This is a genomic window from Streptomyces mobaraensis (assembly GCF_020099395.1).
GTDB lineage: Bacteria > Actinomycetota > Actinomycetes > Streptomycetales > Streptomycetaceae > Streptomyces.
Window position 1 is genome coordinate 5,140,367 of record NZ_CP083590.1, and the last position, 19,217, is coordinate 5,159,583.

17 protein-coding genes are annotated in these 19,217 nt (G+C 72.0%); 6 read left to right on the forward strand and 11 right to left on the reverse strand.

The genetic code is table 11. The features are described from left to right. Positions 1 to 48: 48 nt before the first annotated feature. Both K7I03_RS22485 and K7I03_RS22490 read left to right on the forward strand, forming a co-directional pair. On the forward strand, positions 49 to 1,284 hold the full coding sequence (locus K7I03_RS22485; RefSeq protein ID WP_423229704.1) for a sensor histidine kinase: 1,236 nt from the start codon (positions 49 to 51) through the stop codon (positions 1,282 to 1,284). Then, positions 1,272 to 1,916 carry a response regulator gene (locus tag K7I03_RS22490; RefSeq protein ID WP_185945314.1) on the forward strand — a complete coding sequence of 215 codons (645 nt, stop codon included), beginning with the start codon at positions 1,272 to 1,274 and terminating at the stop codon, positions 1,914 to 1,916. Before K7I03_RS22485 ends, K7I03_RS22490 begins: the two co-directional genes overlap by 13 nt. 19 nt (positions 1,917 to 1,935) lie before the next feature. On the opposite strand, the gene K7I03_RS22495 is transcribed toward K7I03_RS22490, so the two are convergent. The 8 genes from K7I03_RS22495 to K7I03_RS22530 form a co-directional block, all read right to left on the reverse strand. Further along, on the reverse strand, positions 1,936 to 2,454 hold the full coding sequence (locus K7I03_RS22495) for a hypothetical protein (RefSeq protein ID WP_185945313.1): 519 nt from the start codon (positions 2,452 to 2,454) through the stop codon (positions 1,936 to 1,938). Between the two features lie 127 nt (positions 2,455 to 2,581). Beyond that, positions 2,582 to 3,163, reverse strand: a complete 582-nt coding sequence (locus K7I03_RS22500; RefSeq protein WP_185945312.1) for a hypothetical protein — start codon at positions 3,161 to 3,163, stop codon at positions 2,582 to 2,584. Beyond that, positions 3,147 to 4,418, reverse strand: a complete 1,272-nt coding sequence (locus K7I03_RS22505; RefSeq protein WP_185945311.1) for a GumC domain-containing protein — start codon at positions 4,416 to 4,418, stop codon at positions 3,147 to 3,149. Before K7I03_RS22505 ends, K7I03_RS22500 begins: the two co-directional genes overlap by 17 nt. Continuing rightward, on the reverse strand, positions 4,415 to 4,720 hold the full coding sequence (locus K7I03_RS22510) for a DUF6317 family protein (protein ID WP_185945310.1): 306 nt from the start codon (positions 4,718 to 4,720) through the stop codon (positions 4,415 to 4,417). The genes K7I03_RS22505 and K7I03_RS22510 overlap by 4 nt, the downstream gene beginning before the upstream one ends. Then, positions 4,713 to 5,039 carry an SAV_915 family protein gene (locus tag K7I03_RS22515; RefSeq protein ID WP_185945309.1) on the reverse strand — a complete coding sequence of 109 codons (327 nt, stop codon included), beginning with the start codon at positions 5,037 to 5,039 and terminating at the stop codon, positions 4,713 to 4,715. Before K7I03_RS22515 ends, K7I03_RS22510 begins: the two co-directional genes overlap by 8 nt. A gap of 119 nt (positions 5,040 to 5,158) precedes the next feature. Further along, entirely contained in the window at positions 5,159 to 5,740 is a 582-nt protein-coding gene (locus tag K7I03_RS22520) for a TetR family transcriptional regulator (RefSeq protein ID WP_185945308.1), read from the reverse strand. Positions 5,741 to 5,976: 236 nt separating this feature from the next. Continuing rightward, a complete protein-coding gene (locus K7I03_RS22525) occupies positions 5,977 to 6,981 on the reverse strand; it encodes an aldo/keto reductase (RefSeq protein WP_185945307.1) in 1,005 nt (334 codons plus the stop codon). A gap of 177 nt (positions 6,982 to 7,158) precedes the next feature. Next, complete coding sequence (locus K7I03_RS22530) at positions 7,159 to 8,484, reverse strand: MFS transporter (RefSeq protein ID WP_238513612.1); 1,326 nt, start codon at positions 8,482 to 8,484, stop codon at positions 7,159 to 7,161. A 264-nt stretch (positions 8,485 to 8,748) separates the two neighbouring features. On the opposite strand from K7I03_RS22530, the gene K7I03_RS22535 reads away from it, so the two are divergent. From K7I03_RS22535 to K7I03_RS22550, 4 genes are all read left to right on the forward strand, one after another. Further along, entirely contained in the window at positions 8,749 to 9,666 is a 918-nt protein-coding gene (locus tag K7I03_RS22535) for a helix-turn-helix transcriptional regulator (protein WP_398857731.1), read from the forward strand. 224 nt (positions 9,667 to 9,890) lie between these two features. Then, a complete protein-coding gene (gene dusB, locus K7I03_RS22540) occupies positions 9,891 to 11,024 on the forward strand; it encodes a tRNA dihydrouridine synthase DusB (protein ID WP_185945306.1) in 1,134 nt (377 codons plus the stop codon). Between the two features lie 569 nt (positions 11,025 to 11,593). Next, positions 11,594 to 14,311, forward strand: a complete 2,718-nt coding sequence (ppdK, locus tag K7I03_RS22545; RefSeq protein WP_185945305.1) for a pyruvate, phosphate dikinase — start codon at positions 11,594 to 11,596, stop codon at positions 14,309 to 14,311. Positions 14,312 to 14,918: 607 nt separating this feature from the next. Continuing rightward, a complete protein-coding gene (locus K7I03_RS22550; RefSeq protein WP_224347166.1) occupies positions 14,919 to 15,941 on the forward strand; it encodes an ArsR/SmtB family transcription factor in 1,023 nt (340 codons plus the stop codon). Positions 15,942 to 15,963: 22 nt separating this feature from the next. Here K7I03_RS22550 and K7I03_RS22555 read toward each other — a convergent pair whose 3' ends face one another. The 3 genes from K7I03_RS22555 to K7I03_RS22565 are packed head-to-tail and all read right to left on the reverse strand — an operon-like array spanning position 15,964 to position 19,048. Continuing rightward, positions 15,964 to 16,800, reverse strand: a complete 837-nt coding sequence (locus tag K7I03_RS22555; RefSeq protein WP_185945380.1) for a carbohydrate ABC transporter permease — start codon at positions 16,798 to 16,800, stop codon at positions 15,964 to 15,966. A gap of 46 nt (positions 16,801 to 16,846) precedes the next feature. Further along, positions 16,847 to 17,788, reverse strand: coding sequence for a carbohydrate ABC transporter permease (locus K7I03_RS22560; RefSeq protein WP_185945304.1), 942 nt, complete (start codon positions 17,786 to 17,788; stop codon positions 16,847 to 16,849). After that, entirely contained in the window at positions 17,789 to 19,048 is a 1,260-nt protein-coding gene (locus tag K7I03_RS22565) for an ABC transporter substrate-binding protein (protein WP_185945303.1), read from the reverse strand. Between the last annotated feature and the right edge of the window lie 169 nt (positions 19,049 to 19,217).

Below are 19,217 nucleotides of genomic sequence, written 5' to 3' on the forward strand. Positions count from 1 at the left end.
GTGCCATGGCCCCCGTCCGACCTGCGGACCTACGGTTCTTTCATGCACATGTCGAACACCCTGCGCCCTCTGCTGCGTCCTCTGCTGCGCCCTTTCGAGAACAGCGGCGGTCCGGTCGCCTTCCACTTCTCCGGTGGCCTGATCCATCTCCTGGGGCTGACGGTGCTCGCGGTGCCGTGGCTGTCCGGCGGGCCGACGCGGGCGCTGAGCGTCCTGGCGGCGGTCTTCGGCATGTTCGCGTTGCTCGCGGCGGCCTCGCCCTTGCTGACGGCGATGCAGCGGGCGCGTTTCCGGGGCTGGCTGGGGATGGATATCCCCCGGCCGGAGGGGAAGGCGGGGATCCGTTCCGAGCGGTTCTGGCGGCAGGTGCAGTACCACCTGGCGATCGGTCCGCTGATCACCGCCGCCGCGCTGGCGGCGCTGGCCGGCGCGCTGGTGTCCGTGGCGGCGCTGACCGTGTACGTCTGGGTCTGGGCGCTGCCGCTGGACTTCCGGCTGTCCAACCCCGGCTATTCGACGCAGGCCGTGTATGTGACCGTTGCCGGCGCGGGCGGGCTGTACGGGGCGGTCTGGCTGCTGAAGACCCTCGCCGGGCTCGACGCGCGCGCCGCCCTGAGCCGCCTCGGGCCCACCCCCGCCGAGCTGCTGGCGCGCCGCGTCGACGAGGTCACGGAGAGCAGGGCCGGTGTCGTGGACGCGGCCGACGCCGAGCGCCGGCGCATCGAACGCGACCTGCACGACGGCGCCCAGCAGCGGCTGGTGTCGATGGCCGTCAACCTGGGGCTGGCGAAGGTGACGCTGACCGATCTGCCCGAGGACGCGCGGAAGGTCATCGACGAGGCGCACCGCGAGGCGAAGGCGGCGATCCAGGAACTGAGCGACCTCGTCCGGGGCCTGCACCCGGCGGTCCTGGAGGACCGCGGTCTGGACGCGGCCCTGTCCGGGATCGCCGACCGCGCCCCGCTGCCCGTCCGCGTCCGGGTGGACCTGGCGTCCCGGCCGGCGCCCGCGATCGAGGCCGTGGCGTACTTCGTCGTCTCCGAGGCGCTGGCCAACGTCGTCAAGCACGCGCAGGCGTCCCGGGCGGAGGTCACCGTCGAACGGTTCGGGGGGATACTGCTCGTGGTCGTCTCCGACGACGGCGTGGGCGGGGCGGACGAGTCGGGCGGTACAGGTCTGGCGGGGCTGGCCAAGCGGGTCGCGTCGGTGGACGGCACCTTCTCGATCAGCAGCCCCGTGGGGGGCCCGACCGTTGTGACTGTGGAGCTGCCGTGCGCGCCGTGATCGCCGAGGATTCCGTACTGCTGCGGGTGGGGCTGGTGAAGGTCCTGGAGGCGGCGGGCTTCGAGGTGGCCGCCGAGGCCGGCGACGCGGAGGCGCTGCTCGCGGCGGTCGAGGAACACCGGCCGGACCTGGTGGTCAGCGACGTCCGGATGCCGCCCGGCTTCACGGACGAGGGCGTCCGGGCGGCGCTCCTCATCCGCCGGCAGTGGCCCGACGTCGCCGTGCTGCTGCTGTCGCAGTACGTCGAGGAGCGGTACGCGGCCGACCTGCTCACCGGCGACACCCGCGGCGTCGGCTACCTGCTCAAACAGCGGGTCGCCGACGTCGAGGAGTTCATCGACGCGCTGCGCCGGGTGGCGGCGGGCGGCACGGCCCTGGACCCGCAGGTCGTCTCCCAACTGCTGCTCCGGCGGCACAGCGACCCGCTCGACCGGCTCACCCCGCGCGAGCGCGAGGTGCTGGAACTGATGGCGTCGGGGCGCTCCAACGCGGGGATCGCCGCCCAACTGGTCGTCAGCGAGAGCGCGGTGGCGAAGCACATCAACAACATCCTGGCCAAGCTGGACCTGCCGAGGGCGGACGCGGACCACCGGCGGGTGCTGGCGGTTCTGCGGTTCCTCGGGGTGGGGTGAGGGTGGCGGCGGGCGGGGCTCAGGTGTCGAGCCCGGCCCACCTGCGGTGTTCCCGCTCGCCGGGGGCGTAGCGCCCGAAGCTGCGGATGAGGTGGGGGAAGGCGAAACAGAAGAGGACGGGAGCGACCGCCACTTCGAAGGTTCCGAGCAAGGCGAGGGCCACGGCGGCGACGACAGCCAAGGCGAGCAGCAGGCGCTTCGTTCCCTCGTTTGCCCGCAGGAGCCGGCTTTCCGGTACATCGTCCCTGTCGGCGCGGCGGATCTCCAGAATGGTCAGGTGCGCGGTGACACCGCCGAGGACGACGAAGACGGGCGCGGTGATCGCCAGCGCGAGAGGGCTCTCCTCGGCGATCCCCCACAGGAAGCCGGCTCCCATGGCGCCGGTGAGCAGGGTCAGGAACAGCCAGAACAGCGTCCACTTGGCCCGGCGTCGCCAGTAGGGCGCGCCGCGGTCCACCCAGGTGGTGCCGTAACCGGGGAAGGGCCGTGGGGGTAGAGGTGGGTAGGCGTGTCTGCGCGGGCGCTTCCTCTTCGTCATGGGGCCGCGTCCGTATGGTGATGCCGATCCGGCGGCGTTTCCGGCGTTTGCCAGGAAGAAGGCGACCGGGTCGGTCGGCGGATTGCCGGCAGCAGGTCCGTGCGGCCGCTTGAGCTCGAGCACCCGTTCACAGCGCGTTGCGTAGTACTAGGAACAGCGCGAAGAAGCCGAGGGTCGCCCAGAAGAGCCCCTTGACCAGGCGCCATTGGATCGCACGCCCCCGGTCGTACGATTCCGTCAGCCACGCGGTGCCGCGGACGACTCCCGGCCCACCAAGGGAGACCATGAGCAGGGCGGCCAGCAGGCCGGAGAACCAGCCGCACGCGTTCACCCGGTCGATCTTGTAGCAGATGCCGATGAAGTCGCAGGAGGCGGTGACGCGGCGTCCCGGCTCGTAGTCGCGGTCGATGTCGAGGTCGGTCCTCGGGGAGCCGCCGTCCGACGGGCGGAAGGTACCCGAACACTCGACGGTGTCCGCGCCGCGCCCACCGCCGCGCTGGGTGGTCGCCTTGTGCTCACACTGCTCGACGGCGAAGGTGCCGCGCGTCCCCCACACTCCCGACGCATGGCTGGAGATGCCGAGAGCGAACGTCCCGAGCACCAGTCCGGCCAGGACGAGCAGGGCGCCGCCGAACCGCAGTGTCGAGGCCGGCATCTCCGGCCGGGTCGATGGGCGCACCGGGCGGCGCTTGCTAGCCGAAGATGCCATGCCAGACTTTCTTCACGCCGCTCGTCCCCTTGTGCCAGGCGGCCTTCGCGGTGTCCTCGCCCTTGTGCCACATCGCCTTCACGTCGTTGTCCACCCACGCCTGTCCGGCGTCGGCGAAGCTGTGGCCGATGCCGCTGACGACACCGTACTTGTGGATGTTGCTGCCCCAGTGGGCGTTGTGGGTCAGTTCGTAGCCGAAGGTGCCCACACCGTAACCGATGCCGACGGCTGCCACCACGCCCGCGGCGACCGCGGGGTTGCTGGTGGCCGCGCCCACGAGCACGCCTTCGGCGTAGGTGCCGGCGGCCATGCCCACCGCCGCGGGAGTCGCGTCCCGTGCGAACGCCTCCTTGTACGACCAGCCCCGCGTCCGGTGGTCGTCGTACATCTGAAGACCGACCATGGCGCCGGTCAGACCGGTGCTCACCGCGCCGAACTTGCCCATCGGCCCGGCTCCCCGCACCCGGTAGTTCTCCGCGATCTCACCGATCGTGACGCGCGCGGCGCCACTGCCCTTGACCTTGCTCTGCCACCCCTCGACGGAGGCGGCCCGGAGGCGCTGATCGCTGAGTGCGGCCCTGGCCGCCCGCCGCTGCTGCAGCTTCTCGTTCCACTCGGCGCCGCCCTTGGGCAGCTTCCGCGCTTCCCGCTTCAGGTCCTTGGCGCTCTGCTTGAGCGCCTCCAGTTTCTTCGCGCTCTCCTGGGTCAGCGCGGCCGGCGTCGTGTACAGCCCCCGCAGGACCTCCGACAGCGTGCAGTAGTCGGCGCCGTTGTACTGGTTCGGGTTGCCCTTGCCAAGCATCTGGTCGAGTACGGAGTTCAGGCTGGCCGTCGCCAGCTGACGCGCGTCCTGCGCCCGCTTCAGTGCCGCGTCGCGCCCCTTCTGGTATGCGTCCAGTTCCGCCTGCTGGTCCGCCTTGCCAGTGGCACCGCCCTGGCTGTCGAGGGTCAGGCCGGCCGCGCGGGCCGTGTCCTGGACGTCGCCCAGGTCGCCCTTGGCCTTCTCCAACTCCTCGGAGAGGACGGTGACGACGTCCGACACCTGCGACATGGCCTCGGCCAGTGCCGCGCCGATCGTGCTGTCATGGCCCCACACCGTCTGGAAGGCGTCCGCGCCGTCGCCGGTCCAGCCGGCCTCGTGGACGACGCTGCTCACCTTCTTGTCGAGGACCTTGGACGTCGTGTCGTACTTCTCGGTCGCCGACGTGTAGTCCGTGGCGACCTTCTTGAGGCCGGCGAGGTCGTCGTCGATCACTTCGACACCTTGCCCATCAGGTCGTCGAGGATTTTCCGGGTGTCGATGTCCTGGTTCCGGTAATCGCTCGCGGCGGCCCGCAGGTTGCCGCCGTGCTTGGTCACCAGGTTCGTCAGCAGTTCGTGGCCGATGCCGAACGCCTCGCTGAGCCGGAGGAGGGCCGAGCTCAGGGCGGCGTCGCCGACTCCCGGGGTCGGCGGGGAGGCGAGGTGTTTGAACTCGCCGAGGTGCAGGGCCTCCCGGTGGAACCCCCTGCCCGCGTCGTCGATGTGCTCGACCGTGGCCTTGAGCCGGTCAGCCATGGAGGGCCTCCCGCTCGTCCCAGGAGGACAACCCCTCCGAGGCCGGGGCGGTCGGCGGATCCACGAGCACATGCGGTACGCCCGCCTCGCCCAACAGGAGGCGCAGTGCGCCGAGCGGCAGGGCGACCCACGGCTGGTCGGGGCCGAGGCAGGCGACGAGCCGTTCGGCGGACGTGAACGCCATCCCACAGTCGGTCCCGTCGGCGGCGCGCCGCGTCTCGAACTCGATCTTGTTCTCTACCTGTTGCCAGCCGTCCGCCGGGCGGGGACGTGCCGGCGCGAGGACGATGTCGTCGTCGGCGGGCGAGGGCGTACTCACGGTGTAACTCTCCTGCCGGGTGGGTGAATTGAGGCAGGAGATCAGCCTAGGAAGGCGTGCGGCACCGGTCCATCAAGGACGCGTTATCGAGGTGTCAAGGAGCCGTCAGGATCGGTGTATCAGCCATGCAGCCCGTGCAGGACCAGGCCGCAGACCGTGTCGAAGGCCGTGTCGATGTCCGGGTGGGACCACTCGGGCGCGTAGGCCGGGTCGTGGAAGCGGTTGGTGGCGTCCCATACGGCGCGGGCGGTGCGGTCGGGGTCGGGGAGAGAGAACTCACCGCTCTTGGTGCCGTCGCGGAGGATGCCGGCGAGCTGGCCGACCATCGTCGCGACGTGCCGTTCGACCGTGGTGCTGTTCTCGCCGACCAGGACCATGTACGTGGCGAACAGCTCCGGGTCGTCGCCCGCCTTGCGGCGCTTGGCGGCGAAGAGGGCGGTGAGCCAGTCGCGCAGGCGCTGTTCGGCGGGGGCGTCGGCGGAGGCGATGGCGGACAGGGCCGTGTGGGACTGGTCGAGCCAGCGCTCCGTGACGGCCTCCCGGAGGGCGGCCTTGCTGCCGAAGTGCCGGTAGACGCTGCCGTGGCTGACGCCGAGCGCGCGGGCGACGTCGACGACGGTCGCCTTGGCCGGGCCGAAGCGGCGCAGGACGTCCTCGGTGGCTTCGAGGATGCGGTCTTGGGTCAGGGGCTCGGGCGGCATGTGGGTACGGGTCCTTTCCTCCGGCGCCTACGCGCCTGGGACGACCGTACCCGGCCGGGGGCGGGGCCGGGGCGCGCGGGGCGGGTCCCGGTGGGACCGGGGAGGGGCGGGTGGAGGAGTGGGTGGGCAGGGGCGGTACGGGCGGGTGTGGCCCGGGTGCTCGCCGGCGTCGGGTGCCGAGGGTCGTCCGCGGTGAGACCCGGCCCCGGCGCCCGGCGAGCGCCCCCCGCCCCCGCTCACCGCTCGCTGTCCAGGTGCGCCATCTGGTCCGCCGGGTAGCGCTCGCCCGCCGCGGCGTCCGCCGGTATGGCCGTCTCGATGGCGGCGAGGTCGTCGGGGCCCAGGGCGACGTCCAGCGCGCCGAGCGCCTCGCCGAGCCGCTCGCGGGTGCGGGCGCCCACCAGGGGGACGATGTCGGTGCCCTGGGCGAGGACCCAGGCGATGGCCGTCTGGGCGACCGTCGCGCCCCGCTGCTCCGCGACCTTGCGCAGGGCGTCGACCAGGTCCAGGTTGCGCTGGAGGTTCTCGCCCTGGAAGCGGGGGCTCACCCCGCGGAAGTCGTCGGCGGCGAGCCGGCGGTCGCGGCCGAAGTGGCCGCTGATCAGGCCGCGGGACAGGACGCCGTAGGCGGTCACGCCGATGCCCAGCTCGCGGGCGGTGGGGAGGATGCGGTCCTCGATGCCGCGCGAGATCAGCGAGTACTCGATCTGGAGGTCGGAGATCGGGGCGACGGCGGCGGCCCGGCGCAGGGTGTCGGCGCCGACCTCGGACAGGCCGATGTGGCGGACGTGCCCGGCCTGGACGAGCTCGGCGATGGCGCCGACGGTCTCCTCGATCGGCACGTCGGGGTCGACGCGGGCGATCCGGTAGACGTCGATGTGGTCGACGCCCAGCCGCTCCAGCGAGTACGCGGCGAAGTTCCGCACCGCCGCCGGGCGGCCGTCGTAGCCCGACCAGCCGCCGTCCGGGTCGCGCAGCGCGCCGAACTTGACGCTGGTGAGCGCCCGTTCGCGGTGGGCGGCCGGGGCGGAGCGCAGCGCCTCGCCGATGAGCATCTCGTTGTGGCCCATGGCGTAGAAGTCGCCGGTGTCGAGCAGGGTGACGCCCGCGTCCAGGGCGGCGTGGATGGTGGCGATCGACTCGGCCCGGTCGGCCTCGCCGTAGAGGGCGGACATGCCCATGCAGCCGAGGCCGAGGGCGGAGACCTGAGGGCCGGTGGTGCCGAGGGTGCGGTACAGCACGGGGACTCCTTCATGGAGGGAAGGGGGGGAGGACGACACCACCAGAGTGGCACATCGAATGACGGATTTCAATATCTGTCATTCGATCCAGTGTCACCCGGGCGGTGCGCGCGCCGCCGCCGAGCCCCTCCCGTCCCTCCGGGGCCTCCCGGTCTTCCCGGCCTCTCCGGCCCCCTCTCAGCTCACCGCCCTCGGCAGCCGCGTGCTCAGCACCACCGTCGCCGCCACCGCCACCAACTGCACCCCGAACGTCGTCACCACCGCGTCCCGCATGCCCATCGAGGAGGACAGCGACAGGAACAGCGACCCGAGCGTCGCCACCCCCAGCGCCATGAACGACTGCTGCGTGGTGACCATCACCCCGCTGCCCACGCCCGCCTGCGTCGCCGGCACCTCGCTCAGCACCGCCCGCAGGGTGGGCGGCAGCAGCAGGCCCTGGCCCAGGCCCTGCACGGCCAGGGCGGGCATCGGGCCCCAGACGCCGAGGCCGTCCCAGCCCCAGTGGAACGTCAGGACCATCCCCAGCACGCCGGCGGCCTGCACCAGCGTTCCGGCGGTCACCGCGCGGCGGCCGTAGCGGGCGCCCAGCCGGGGGCCGAGCAGGGAGCCCACGAAGAAGGCGACGCACAGCGGCACCAGGGCGAGTCCGGCCTCGGTCGGGTTGAGCCGCAGCCCGTCCTGCAGCACCACGGCCACGACGAACATGTAGCCGCCCCAGCCCAGCGAGAACGGCACCAGCACCGCGAGGCCGCTGCGGACCGAGCGGATCCGCAGCAGGGACGGCGGCACCAGCGGGGTCCGTCCGGCGGCCTCCAGCCGCCGTTCCACCGCCCAGAAGGCCGCCGCGGCGAACGGGAAGAGGATCAGCAGCGCCCAGGCCCACACCGGCCACCCGGTCGAGCGTCCCTCCGTCAGCGGCACCAGCAGCGAGGCCAGGGTCACCGACAGAAGGACCGTGCCCGCGCCGTCCACCTTGGTCGGCCGGTCCGACCGCGTCTCCGGGATCAGCCGTGCCGCCATCAGCAGCGCGATCACCGAGAGCGGCGCGTTGACCAGGAAGATCGGCCGCCAGCCGGAGCCCGCGATGTCGGCGGAGACCAGGAAGCCGCCCAGCATCTGGCCGACCACGCTCGACACGCCGGCGGTGGCGCTGTAGAAGCTCATCGCGCGGGTACGCCGCTCGCCGTGGGTCGCCGCCTGGATCGTCGCCAGCGCCTGTGGCAGCAGCAGCGCCGAGGCGGCGCCCTGGGCGACGCGGGCGGCCACCAGGGTCCAGGCGTCCGGCGCCAGACCGCACGCCACGGACGTCACGCCGAACGCGGCCGTTCCCCAGAGGAACATCCGGCGCCGGCCCACCATGTCGCCCAGCCGTCCACCGAGCACCAGCAGGACGGCGTACGCGATGCCGTACCCGCCGACGACCATCTCCAGGACGGCCGGACCGGCGTGCAGATCGCGGTCGATGGCGGGCAGGGCGACGTTGACGATGAAGAAGTCCACCATCGGCAGCGCGGCGCCGAGGAGCACCGTGACGAGGCCGCCGGTGCCCAGCGCCGCCGCGCGGGGGTGCGGCGGGGACGGGGTGCCGGAAGAGGTGGAGGCAGGAGGTGTCGAGGAGGGGGCGGGTATCTCATCGGCTATGCGTGCTTCGTTCACACGATGACGATGACGCACTTCGCAACCTGGTACCAGAGAGTTTTTATCCTGGTACAACGACTACCCGGCAACGGCCCTGACAGCGGGCCGCCCGTACCGCAGGCTGGAGGCATGACCACGATGGTGCAGGAGCCGACGGCCGTCCCGCTCGTCGCGCCGGGCGGCGCGACCGGGACCCGTGGCATCGACGACGAGGCCCGCCGCGCCGAGCTCGCGGCCTTCCTCCGAAGCCGCCGCGAGCGCATCACCCCCGAGCAGGTCGGCCTGCCACGCGGGCGCCGCCGGCGGACCCCCGGGCTGCGCCGGGAGGAGGTCGCGCTGCGCGCCGCCGTGGGCGTCACCTGGTACACCTGGCTCGAACAGGGCCGGGACATCCAGGTCTCCGCCCAGGTCCTCGACGCCATCGCCCGCGCGCTGCTGCTCGACCGCGCCGAGCGCGCCCACCTCTTCGCCCTCGCCAACGCCTCGGACCCGGCTCCCAACGCCGAGCCCGCCGGCGTCCCGGCCGGGCTGCGCCTGATGCTGGAGCAGCTGGAGCCCTTCCCCGCCTGCGTACAGAACGCGCGCTACGACATCCTGGCGTACAACCGCACGTACAAACAGCTGATCTGCGACCTCGACGCCCTGCCGCCCGAGGAGCGCAACTGCCTCTGGCTGCACTTCACCAACGAGACCTGGTACGCCGACGCCGTCGACCGGGAGGACGCCAAGCGGGCCATGGCGGCGAAGTTCCGGGCCGCGATGGCCGACCACCTCGCCGAGCCGGCCTGGAAATGCCTGCTCAAGCGGTTGCGGGACGCGTCGCCCGAGTTCCGGGAGGTGTGGGAGCGGCACGAGGTGGTCCCGCCCGCGGCCAACCGGCAGCGCGTCTTCCGGCAGGCCCGGGTGGGCCTCCTCAACCTCGACCACACCAACCTCTGGACCGGACCGCACCCCGGTACCCGGGTGCTCGTCTTCACCCCGGCCGACGACGAGACGCACGCGCGGCTGCGGCGGCTGCTGGAGCTGGTGCGGGCCGAGGAGGGGTGAGCTCCGTGAGCCTCGTGAGCTCCGTGAGCCCCTGAACCCCGCGTGCACAGGGCGCGGAACGGAGTGACCGGAGCCACGGGATCCGGTCCGCCGGATGAGGGACAATGGACGGTCGTCTCACAGGCCCGGTGTCCGTGGGGCGGCGGGACGCCCCCGGCCCACCGCCGGGACCGCCCCCATACAGCCCCAGCCCGCCCCTCCCGCACGAACGAGGAAGCCCCTCCATGACGCAGCTCCAGATCGGTCCGCACACCGTGCAGCCGCCGGTGGTCCTGGCCCCGATGGCCGGGATCACCAACGCGCCCTTCCGCACGCTGTGCCGCGAGTTCTCGGGCGGCAAGGGGCTCTTCGTCAGCGAAATGATCACCACCCGGGCGCTGGTCGAACGGGACGCCAAGACCATGCGGCTGATCCACTTCGACGGCAGCGAGAAGCCGCGCTCGATCCAGCTCTACGGCGTGGACCCGGTCTACACCGGCCGCGCCGTCCGCATGATCGTGGAAGAGGACCTGGCCGACCACATCGACCTCAACTTCGGCTGCCCCGTCCCCAAGATCACCCGCAAGGGCGGCGGCTCCGCCCTCCCCTACAAGCGGAACCTGCTGCGCGCCATCCTCCGCGAGGCCGTCGGCAACGCCGGGTCGCTGCCCGTCACCATGAAGATGCGCAAGGGCATCGACGACGACCACATCACCTACCTGGACGCCGGCCGGATCGCCGTCGAGGAGGGCGTCACCGCCATCGCCCTGCACGGCCGCACCGCCGCCCAGCACTACGGCGGCACCGCCGACTGGGAGTCCATCGCCCGCCTCAAGGAGGCCGTCCCGGAGATCCCGGTGCTCGGGAACGGCGACATCTGGTCGGCCGACGACGCCGTCCGGATGATGCGCGAGACCGGCTGCGACGGGGTCGTGGTCGGGCGCGGCTGCCTGGGTCGCCCGTGGCTGTTCGGCGACCTGGTCGCCGCCTTCGACCCCGAGGGCCCCCGCGAGCCCGCCGCGCCCACCCTGCGGGAGGTGGCGCGGGTGATGCTGCGCCACGCGGAGCTGCTGGGGGAGTGGCTGGAGAGCGAGGAGCGCGGCGTCATCGACTTCCGCAAGCACGTCGCCTGGTACACGAAGGGGTTCTCGATCGGGTCCGAGCTGCGGAGGCAGCTGGCCGTGACGTCGTCCCTGGCGGAGCTGGACGCTCTTCTGAGCGGGCTGGACCTGGATCAGGCGTGGCCGGTGGGGGCCAACGGGCCGCGGGGGCGGACGTCCGGGCGGGACCGCGTGGTGCTGCCGGAGGGGTGGCTGGACGATCCGTACGACTGTGCGGTGGTGGGGGCGGACGCGGAGCTCGACACGTCGGGTGGGTGAGGGCGCCTCTCCCCGGCCGGGGCGCCTGCGGCGGGCTGTGCCCCGGTCCCTCCCCCAGAGGGGGCACCCCCACCTTCGCCGATTCCTGGGGGCAAGCCCCCAGACCCCCGAAGCGCGCTGCGCGCGCTGTCCTCAAACGCCGGACGGGCTGACTTGGCAGCCCGTCCGGCGTTTTTCGCCGTTAGGCCGACGGCGTGATTCTCGCCACCTCTGATAGGGGTCCCGCTCACATGAGCGCCATATCGAGGTGTGCACCTTCCTAAGGATGGCACTCAGTGCCACCCGCTATGACTTCACAAAATGTCGGCCGAACGGCCTAAATCTCGACGCGCCGTGCGATTACGACTCCACACCGTGAAAGTGCGTTCAAGATGTGAATGCGCTGCCTGTAAACCCCGGCCCCCCCAAGCGACTTTCGATCTGCTGGCAGACAGCCGGTTACGCCCTCATGTCGTTGGAGTGGACCTCCTCAGAAGCCTTCGATCTGGGTACGCTCCCCGCCGTCAGGGCAACCCTCCCCACTGCGGCAGCGCTTTTCCCCGGGAGGTCCAGTGAAGGAGTCGAGTTCCGTGCCGGTATCCGAAGATCAGCAGAAGTTCGTCTACGACTTCACCGAGGGCAACAAGGACCTCAAGGACCTGCTCGGCGGCAAGGGTGCCAACCTCGCCGAGATGACCAACCTCGGTCTCCCGGTGCCGCCCGGATTCACCATCACCACCGAGGCGTGCAAGGTCTACCTGGCCGAGGGCCAGGAGCCGCCGGCGATGCGGGACGAGGTCACGGCGCACCTGGACGCGCTGGAGGCCCGGATGGGCAAGAAGCTCGGGCAGGCCGACGATCCGCTGCTGGTCTCCGTCCGCTCAGGCGCCAAGTTCTCGATGCCCGGGATGATGGACACCGTCCTCAACATCGGGCTCTCCGACGCGTCCGTGACGGGCCTCGCCGCGCAGGCCGGCGACGAGCGGTTCGCCTGGGACTCGTACCGCCGCCTCATCCAGATGTTCGGCAAGACGGTGCTGGGCGTCGACGGCGACCTCTTCGAGGAGGCGCTGGAGGAGGCCAAGGAGGCGAAGGGCGTCTCGACCGACGTCGAGCTGGACGCCGACGACCTCCGCGCCCTCGTCGAGCGGTTCAAGGGGATCGTCGCCGAGCGCACCGGCCGGGAGTTCCCGCAGGACCCGCGCGAGCAGATGGACCTGGCCATAAGGGCGGTCTTCGACTCCTGGAACGGCGACCGCGCCAAGCTCTACCGCCGCCAGGAGCGCATCCCCGGCGACCTGGGCACGGCCGTCAACGTCTGCTCCATGGTCTTCGGCAACCTCGGCCCGGACTCCGGCACCGGCGTCGCCTTCACCCGCGACCCCGCCAGCGGCCACCAGGGCGTCTACGGCGACTACCTGCAGAACGCGCAGGGCGAGGACGTCGTCGCCGGCATCCGCAACACCATGCCGCTCGCCGAGCTGGAGCGCATCGACAAGACGTCGTACGACCAGCTGATGCAGATCATGGAGACGCTGGAGACGCACTACCGCGACCTGTGCGACATCGAGTTCACGATCGAGCGCGGCAAGCTGTGGATGCTCCAGACCCGCGTCGGCAAGCGCACCGCCGGTGCCGCCTTCCGCATCGCGACGCAGCTCGTGGACCAGGGCCTGATCAGCGAGGCCGAGGCGCTCCAGCGGGTGACGGGCAACCAGCTCGCACAGCTCATGTTCCCGCGCTTCGACGAGAAGGCGAAGACCGAGTTCCTCGGCCGCGGCATCGCCGCCTCGCCGGGTGCCGCCGTCGGCAAGGCGGTCTTCGACTCGTACACGGCCGTCAAGTGGTCGCGTTCGGGCGAGAAGGTCATCCTGATCCGCCGCGAGACCAACCCCGACGACCTCGACGGCATGATCGCCGCCGAGGGCATCCTGACCTCGCGCGGCGGCAAGACCTCGCACGCCGCCGTCGTCGCCCGCGGCATGGGCAAGACCTGTGTCTGCGGCGCCGAGGAGCTCGAAGTCGACACCAAGCGGCGGCGGATGACCGCTCCGGGCGGTGTGGTGATCGAGGAGGGCGACGTCGTGTCCATCGACGGCTCGTCCGGCAAGGTCTACCTCGGCGAGGTCCCCGTCGTCCCGTCGCCGGTCGTCGAGTACTTCGAGGGCCGGATGCACGCGGGCGCCGACGACGCCGACGGGCTCGTCCAGGCCGTGCACCGGATGATGGCCTACGCGGACCGGATGCGCCGGCTCCGCGTCCGCGCCAACGCCGACAACGCCGAGGACGCCGCGCGCGCCCGCCGGTTCGGCGCCCAGGGCATCGGCCTCTGCCGCACCGAGCACATGTTCCTCGGCGAGCGCCGCGAGCTGGTCGAGCGGCTGATCCTGGCCGACACCGAGACCGAGCGCGACGAGGCCCTGGGCGCTCTCCTGCCGCTCCAGAAGGCCGACTTCGTCGAGCTGTTCGAGGCCATGGACGGCCTCCCGGTCACCGTCCGGCTGCTCGACCCGCCGCTGCACGAGTTCCTCCCGGACATCACCGAGCTGTCGGTGCGCGTCGCGCTCGCCGAGGCCCGCCAGGAGGCGCACGAGAACGAACTGCGGCTGCTCCAGGCCGTCCACAAGCTGCACGAGCAGAACCCGATGCTCGGTCTGCGCGGCGTCCGCCTCGGGCTCGTCATCCCCGGCCTGTTCGCCATGCAGGTCCGGGCGATCGCCGAGGCCGCGGCCGAGCGGCGGAACGCCAAGGGCGACCCGCGCGCCGAGATCATGATCCCGCTGGTGGGCACCGTCCAGGAGCTGGAGATCGTCCGCGAGGAGGCCGAGCGCGTCATCGCCGACGTCGAGGCCGCCACCGGCACCAGCCTCAAGCTCACCCTGGGCACCATGATCGAGCTGCCCCGCGCCGCCCTGACGGCCGGCCAGATCGCCGAGGCCGCCGAGTTCTTCTCCTTCGGCACCAACGACCTGACGCAGACGGTCTGGGGCTTCTCCCGGGACGACGTGGAGGCCAGCTTCTTCACCGCGTACCTGGAGAAGGGCATCTTCGGCGTCAGCCCGTTCGAGACGATCGACAAGGACGGCGTCGGGTCCCTGGTGCGCGCCGCGGCCGAGGCCGGCCGGGCCACCCGCCCCGACCTCAAGCTCGGCGTCTGCGGCGAGCACGGCGGCGACCCGGAGTCGGTGCACTTCTTCCACGAGGTGGGCCTGGACTACGTCTCCTGCTCCCCGTTCCGCATCCCCGTCGCCCGTCTGGAGGCCGGCCGCGCCGCCGCCCTGACCGGGGCGGTGAGCGACAGCCGGTGACGCCGGCCGGATGCACCGGCCTGGTGACGCCGGCCGGATGAACTCCGGAGCCGCCGATGGGATGACCTCGACCCTCGGACCGACGGCGGCTCCGGTACCGGGAAGGGGCGGTTCCGCGCACGGGACCGCCCCTTCCGCCTGTCCCTAGGAGCCTCCTGCCCCGAGGCGGACGGAGGACGTCCGTGTCCGGTACGCGGTCGCCCCCGGGCGCCGGTTAACCCGGACGTAACGCGAGGGCCACCGGGAGATCACCGGAGCGGAACCGCCGTGTGACAGCACGTGTCCCGGGCGCCCGCCCCGGACCCCGTGACGCGGCGGAGGGGCGGCGCTCGTGCGGGAGCGCCGCCCCTCGTTTACTCCCCCACCGGGAGTTGTTGCCGCCCGCATCGGCTCGGGCGGCAACTCGCATACTCAGCGACCGCTTTTTCGCTCGCCACCCCCCACGGGAACGAGCTGGGGCGGCCCTGAGTGCGTGAATAGGATTTCGCTCCCGGGGTGTTCGCCGCGAGTCCTTTCAACTGTGGCCAAAAGGGCGTGGTAACAGCACGTATCGGTGTGCATACTCAGTGGGCGGGGGGTGACGGCGGATGTCTCATGTGGGGGTTTGGTGCTGCGTGTCCATTTCACTGGACTCGATCTGGCCCGGTTGCGCCTGGCCGGAGACCCGGACGTGCTCTGGGAAACCGTATTGAGCCTGCACCGGTTGCGGGACAAACAAGGCGAGTCGATCTACGGCGATTGGCGCACCGAAACCCGCACTCGGTTGAATAGTGAAACTCGGTTGCTGGCCCCGCTGGTTCCGCCCCGGGGCTATTTCCCGGACTTCCTGACACCGGCCGAAGGCGTACTCGGACTGGAGACCGGCGTGGAGGCGCTGCGCGCGACTCCGGCCGAACGGATCCACGACGAGCTGGGCCGGCTGCCCACGGTCCGCACCCTGCCGGCTTGGATACGATCGCTGGCCGAGGGCGACGCCCGGGCGTTCGGCAAGCTGATCACCGCCCTGCACGACTACCACGAGGCGGCCATCGCGCCGTACTGGGCGCACATCCAGGCGCGCATCGAGGCCGACCGCGCCGTCCGCGGCCGGGCCCTGCTCGACGGCGGGGCGGACGCGCTGCTGTCCTCGCTGCCGCCCACCATGCGCTGGCACGCGCCGGTGCTGGAGTGCGACTACCCGGTCGACCGCGACCTGCACCTGAACGGCCGGGGCCTGCTGCTGGTGCCGTCCTTCTTCTGCCGCGGCAACCCCGTCACCCTGCGGAACCCGGACCTGACGCCGGTCCTCGTCTACCCGGCCCGGCACTGCGCGGAGTCCGCGCCCCCGGTGCAGGACGCGCCGCGCTCGCTGGGGAAGCTGGTGGGGCAGACCCGGTCGGCGGTGCTGGGCTCCATCGGCGGCGGCTGCACCACCAGCGAACTCGCCCGCCGCGTCGGGGTGTCGGCGGCCTCGGCCAGCCAGCACGCGGGCGTCCTGCGCGAGGCCGGCCTGGTGCTCACGCTGCGGCACGGCAGCGCCGTCCTCCACACCCTCACCCCGCTCGGCGCGGCCCTGCTGCGCGGCGGCCACCGGCCGCAGGCCCACCGGGACCGGCCGGCGTTCAAGGAACGGTCGCCCTGGGCGGTCTGAACAGGGCCTGCCGGCCGCGCCCTCAGTCGTCGATTCCCGAGCGCTCCACTCCCGCCACGATGTACCGCTGGAGGAACAGGAACACCACCAGCAGCGGCACGATCGAGACGGCCGCCGCCACGAACAGCTCGTGGAGATGGACCGTCTGCGCGTTGTTGAGCGTCGACAGCGCCACCTGGACCGTCCACGCGTCCCGGTCCTGGCCGATGACCAGCGGCCACAGGAACGCGTTCCAGGCGCCGATGAAGACGATCGTGCCGACGGCGGCGAAGACCGGCCGCGAGTTGGGGACGACGACGCGCCAGTACGTCCGCCAGTACCCCAGCCCGTCCACCTGGGCCGCGTCCTCCAACTCCCGTGGGAAGCCCAGGAAGTACTGCCGGAAGACGAAGCAGGCGAAGGCGCTGAACAGGGTGGGCACGATCAGGCCGCGCAGGGTGGAGACCCAGCCCAGCGACGACACCAGCACGAACGAGGGCACGAAGGTGACGGCCGCCGGGACCATCAGGGTGCCCAGGATCGCGTAGAAGACGGCGTTCGCGTGCCGGTACGGGATGCGGGCCAGGCCGTACCCCGCGAGCGAGGCGAGGACCAGCGTGCCGATGGTCGTGGCGACCGCGATCAGCGTGGAGTTGAGCAGCGCGTGCGCCATCGGCACGTTCGGGTCGTCGAACAGCTCCCGGACGTTCGACCAGTGCGGCGCGCGGGGCAAGAAGGTCCAGTCGGGGGCGGTGATGTCGCTCTCCGACGCGAGCCCGTTCCGCAGCAGCAGGTAGAACGGGACCAGGAACAGCGCGGCCAGCGCGATCAGCAGCGTCAGCCGCAGCGCGCGGCCGGCGCGGACGAGGGCGTTGTGCACGGGGTTCGCACGCTGCTCGCGGTTTTCATGCGACGGGGTCATGGTGTCACTCCTCCCTCCGGCCGAGGCCGGACCAGCGCGCCTGGACGACCGTGACCACCGCGATCACCAGCGCCAGCACGACCGCCCCCGCGCTGCCCAGGCCCAGGTCCTGCCCCTGGCCGAGCGCGGTGTAGTACAGGTAGACCAACGGCGGCCGGGCGTACGGCGGATAGCCGCGCGCGTCCGACAGCAGGTTGAAGAACTCGTCGAACGCCTGGAACGCGTTGATGACCAGCAGCAGCGCCACCGCCACCGAGGTGGCGCGCAGCGCGGGGAACGTGATGTACCGGAACGTCTGCCAGCCGGGGCGCGCCCCGTCGAGCGCCGCCGCCTCGTACAGCCCGACGGGGATGCGCTGCAGCCCGGCCAGGAACAGGATCATGTAGAAGCCGGTCTGGAGCCAGAGCCGTACCGTGCCGATGACCAGCCAGTACCAGGGCGGATGGGTGGTCGCCAGCCAGGCGACGGGCTCGGCGCCGAACCAGCCGAGCACGGTGTTGGCCAAGCCGAAGCGCACCCCGTTGAAGATCGACATCTTCCAGACGAGGGCGGCGACCACGTACGAGCAGGCGGTCGGCAGGAAGAAGACCGAGCGGAAGAACGCCTGTGCCCACCGGAGCCGGTTGACCGCCAGCGCCAGGGCGAGGGAGAGCGCGAACGTGGCGGGAACGATGATCGCGGAGAAGACGGCGAAGGTGGTCAGCGAGGAGCGGAACTCCGGGTCGGACAGGATGCGGCGGTAGTTGCCGAGGCCGGTGAAGTCGCGGGGCGTGACCGTGTTGTGCGCGTCGAAGAAGCTGAGGACGACGCTCCAGCCGAGCGGGACGTAGGTGAACAGGGCGAGCCCGGCGGCGAAGGGGCCGACGAAGACCCAGAACCAGAGGGTACGGTTCCGCTGCCGGCGGCCGGTCGCCAGGAGGCGGCGCCGGAGGGCGGCCGGCGGCATTCAGGACCTCTTCCGGACGCGGGCGAGCTCGGCCTCCGTCGTCCGCACCACCGCCTTCAGCTGCCCCTCCGGATCGGCGCCGTCCTTGATGATCCGGCTCAGCGCGTCCTGGTAGGCCACCTTGCTCGCGACCGTCCACAGCAGCGGATCGGCGTGGCCGTGCTCGGCCGCGAACCGGGACGCCTCCGCGGCCGGCCCCTGCCGGAGCCGGTCCGCCTTCCGGGCGAGGGAGGTCCGGGCCGGGAGGTGCAGGCCGTAGGAGAGGGCGAAGTCCTGCTGGAAGCCGGTCTGTTCGACCCATAGCCAGCGGACGTACTCCTTGGCCTCCTCCTTCCGGCCGCTCCGCGCGCTGACCGCCGCCGCGTACGCCCCGACCGGGACCGCGGGCTTCCCCGCCGGGCCGTCGGCGGGGAACGGCAGCACCCCCACGTCGTCCCCGAGCGCCTTGGTGATCTGCGGCAGCGCCCAGAGCCCGGACCACTGCATGGCCGTGAGGCCCTGGACGAAGGCGGACGGATCGGACCAGTCGGCGGGCGCGCCCAGCAGCAGCGACTTGTCCTCGTACAGCCTGCGGATCTTGGCGAGGGTACGGGCGGCGGCCGGGTCGTCGAAGCCCACCGTGCCGTCGGCGGTGACGGGCGAGAGGCCGGCGGCGTACAGCGGGGTCGCGCCGAGGACGCCCGCGCCGCCGTCGTTGCCGAGGAAGAGGCCCTTGGTCCGCCGGTCGGTGAGCCGGCGGGCGGCGTCCACCAGCTCGTCGAGCGAGCGCGGCGGCCGGACGCCCGCCTTGTCGAGCAGGCTCCTGCGGTAGTAGAGGAGCTGGGTGTCGACGGTCTGGGGGATGCCCCAGATCCGGCCGCCGTGCGTCTTGGGCGCCAGGACGGCCTGCTGGAAGTCGTCCTTGACGTCCTTGAGCAGATCGGTGAGGTCGACGACCTGCCCGCCGAGGATCTGGTCGAGGGTCGGGCCGTTGACCTCGAACACGTCCGGGCCGGAGCCGGAGAGCAGGGCGGCGGCGGTCTGCTGGTCGTAGTTGCCCGGCCGCCACTGGACGGAGACCCGGGTCTTCTTGTACGCGGCGGCGTAGCGCCGGACCGCCTGCTCGGTGCCCGCCTCCCCGTACTGGTGGTACCAGTGCGACAGGCCGCCGCCCGAACCGCCGCCTGCACGGCCGGTGTTGGAGCCGCACGCGGCGGCGGTCGCGCCGGCGAGCGCGAGGCCGCCGCCGGCGGCGAGGAGTCGTCTGCGGGTGATCGGCATGGTGCTGTCCCCCTTGGGTGCTTCGGCAGTGCGTGCACGGCCGGTGGTTCCGGCCGCCCTCCGTGGCCTGACAGATCAACGAGCGGCTCCGCCGGCCGGTGGCCGGGCCGGTGCGCCGGCTGTCCGGTGTGCGGGCCCGGCTGGTGGCCCGACAGGTCAACGATCAACG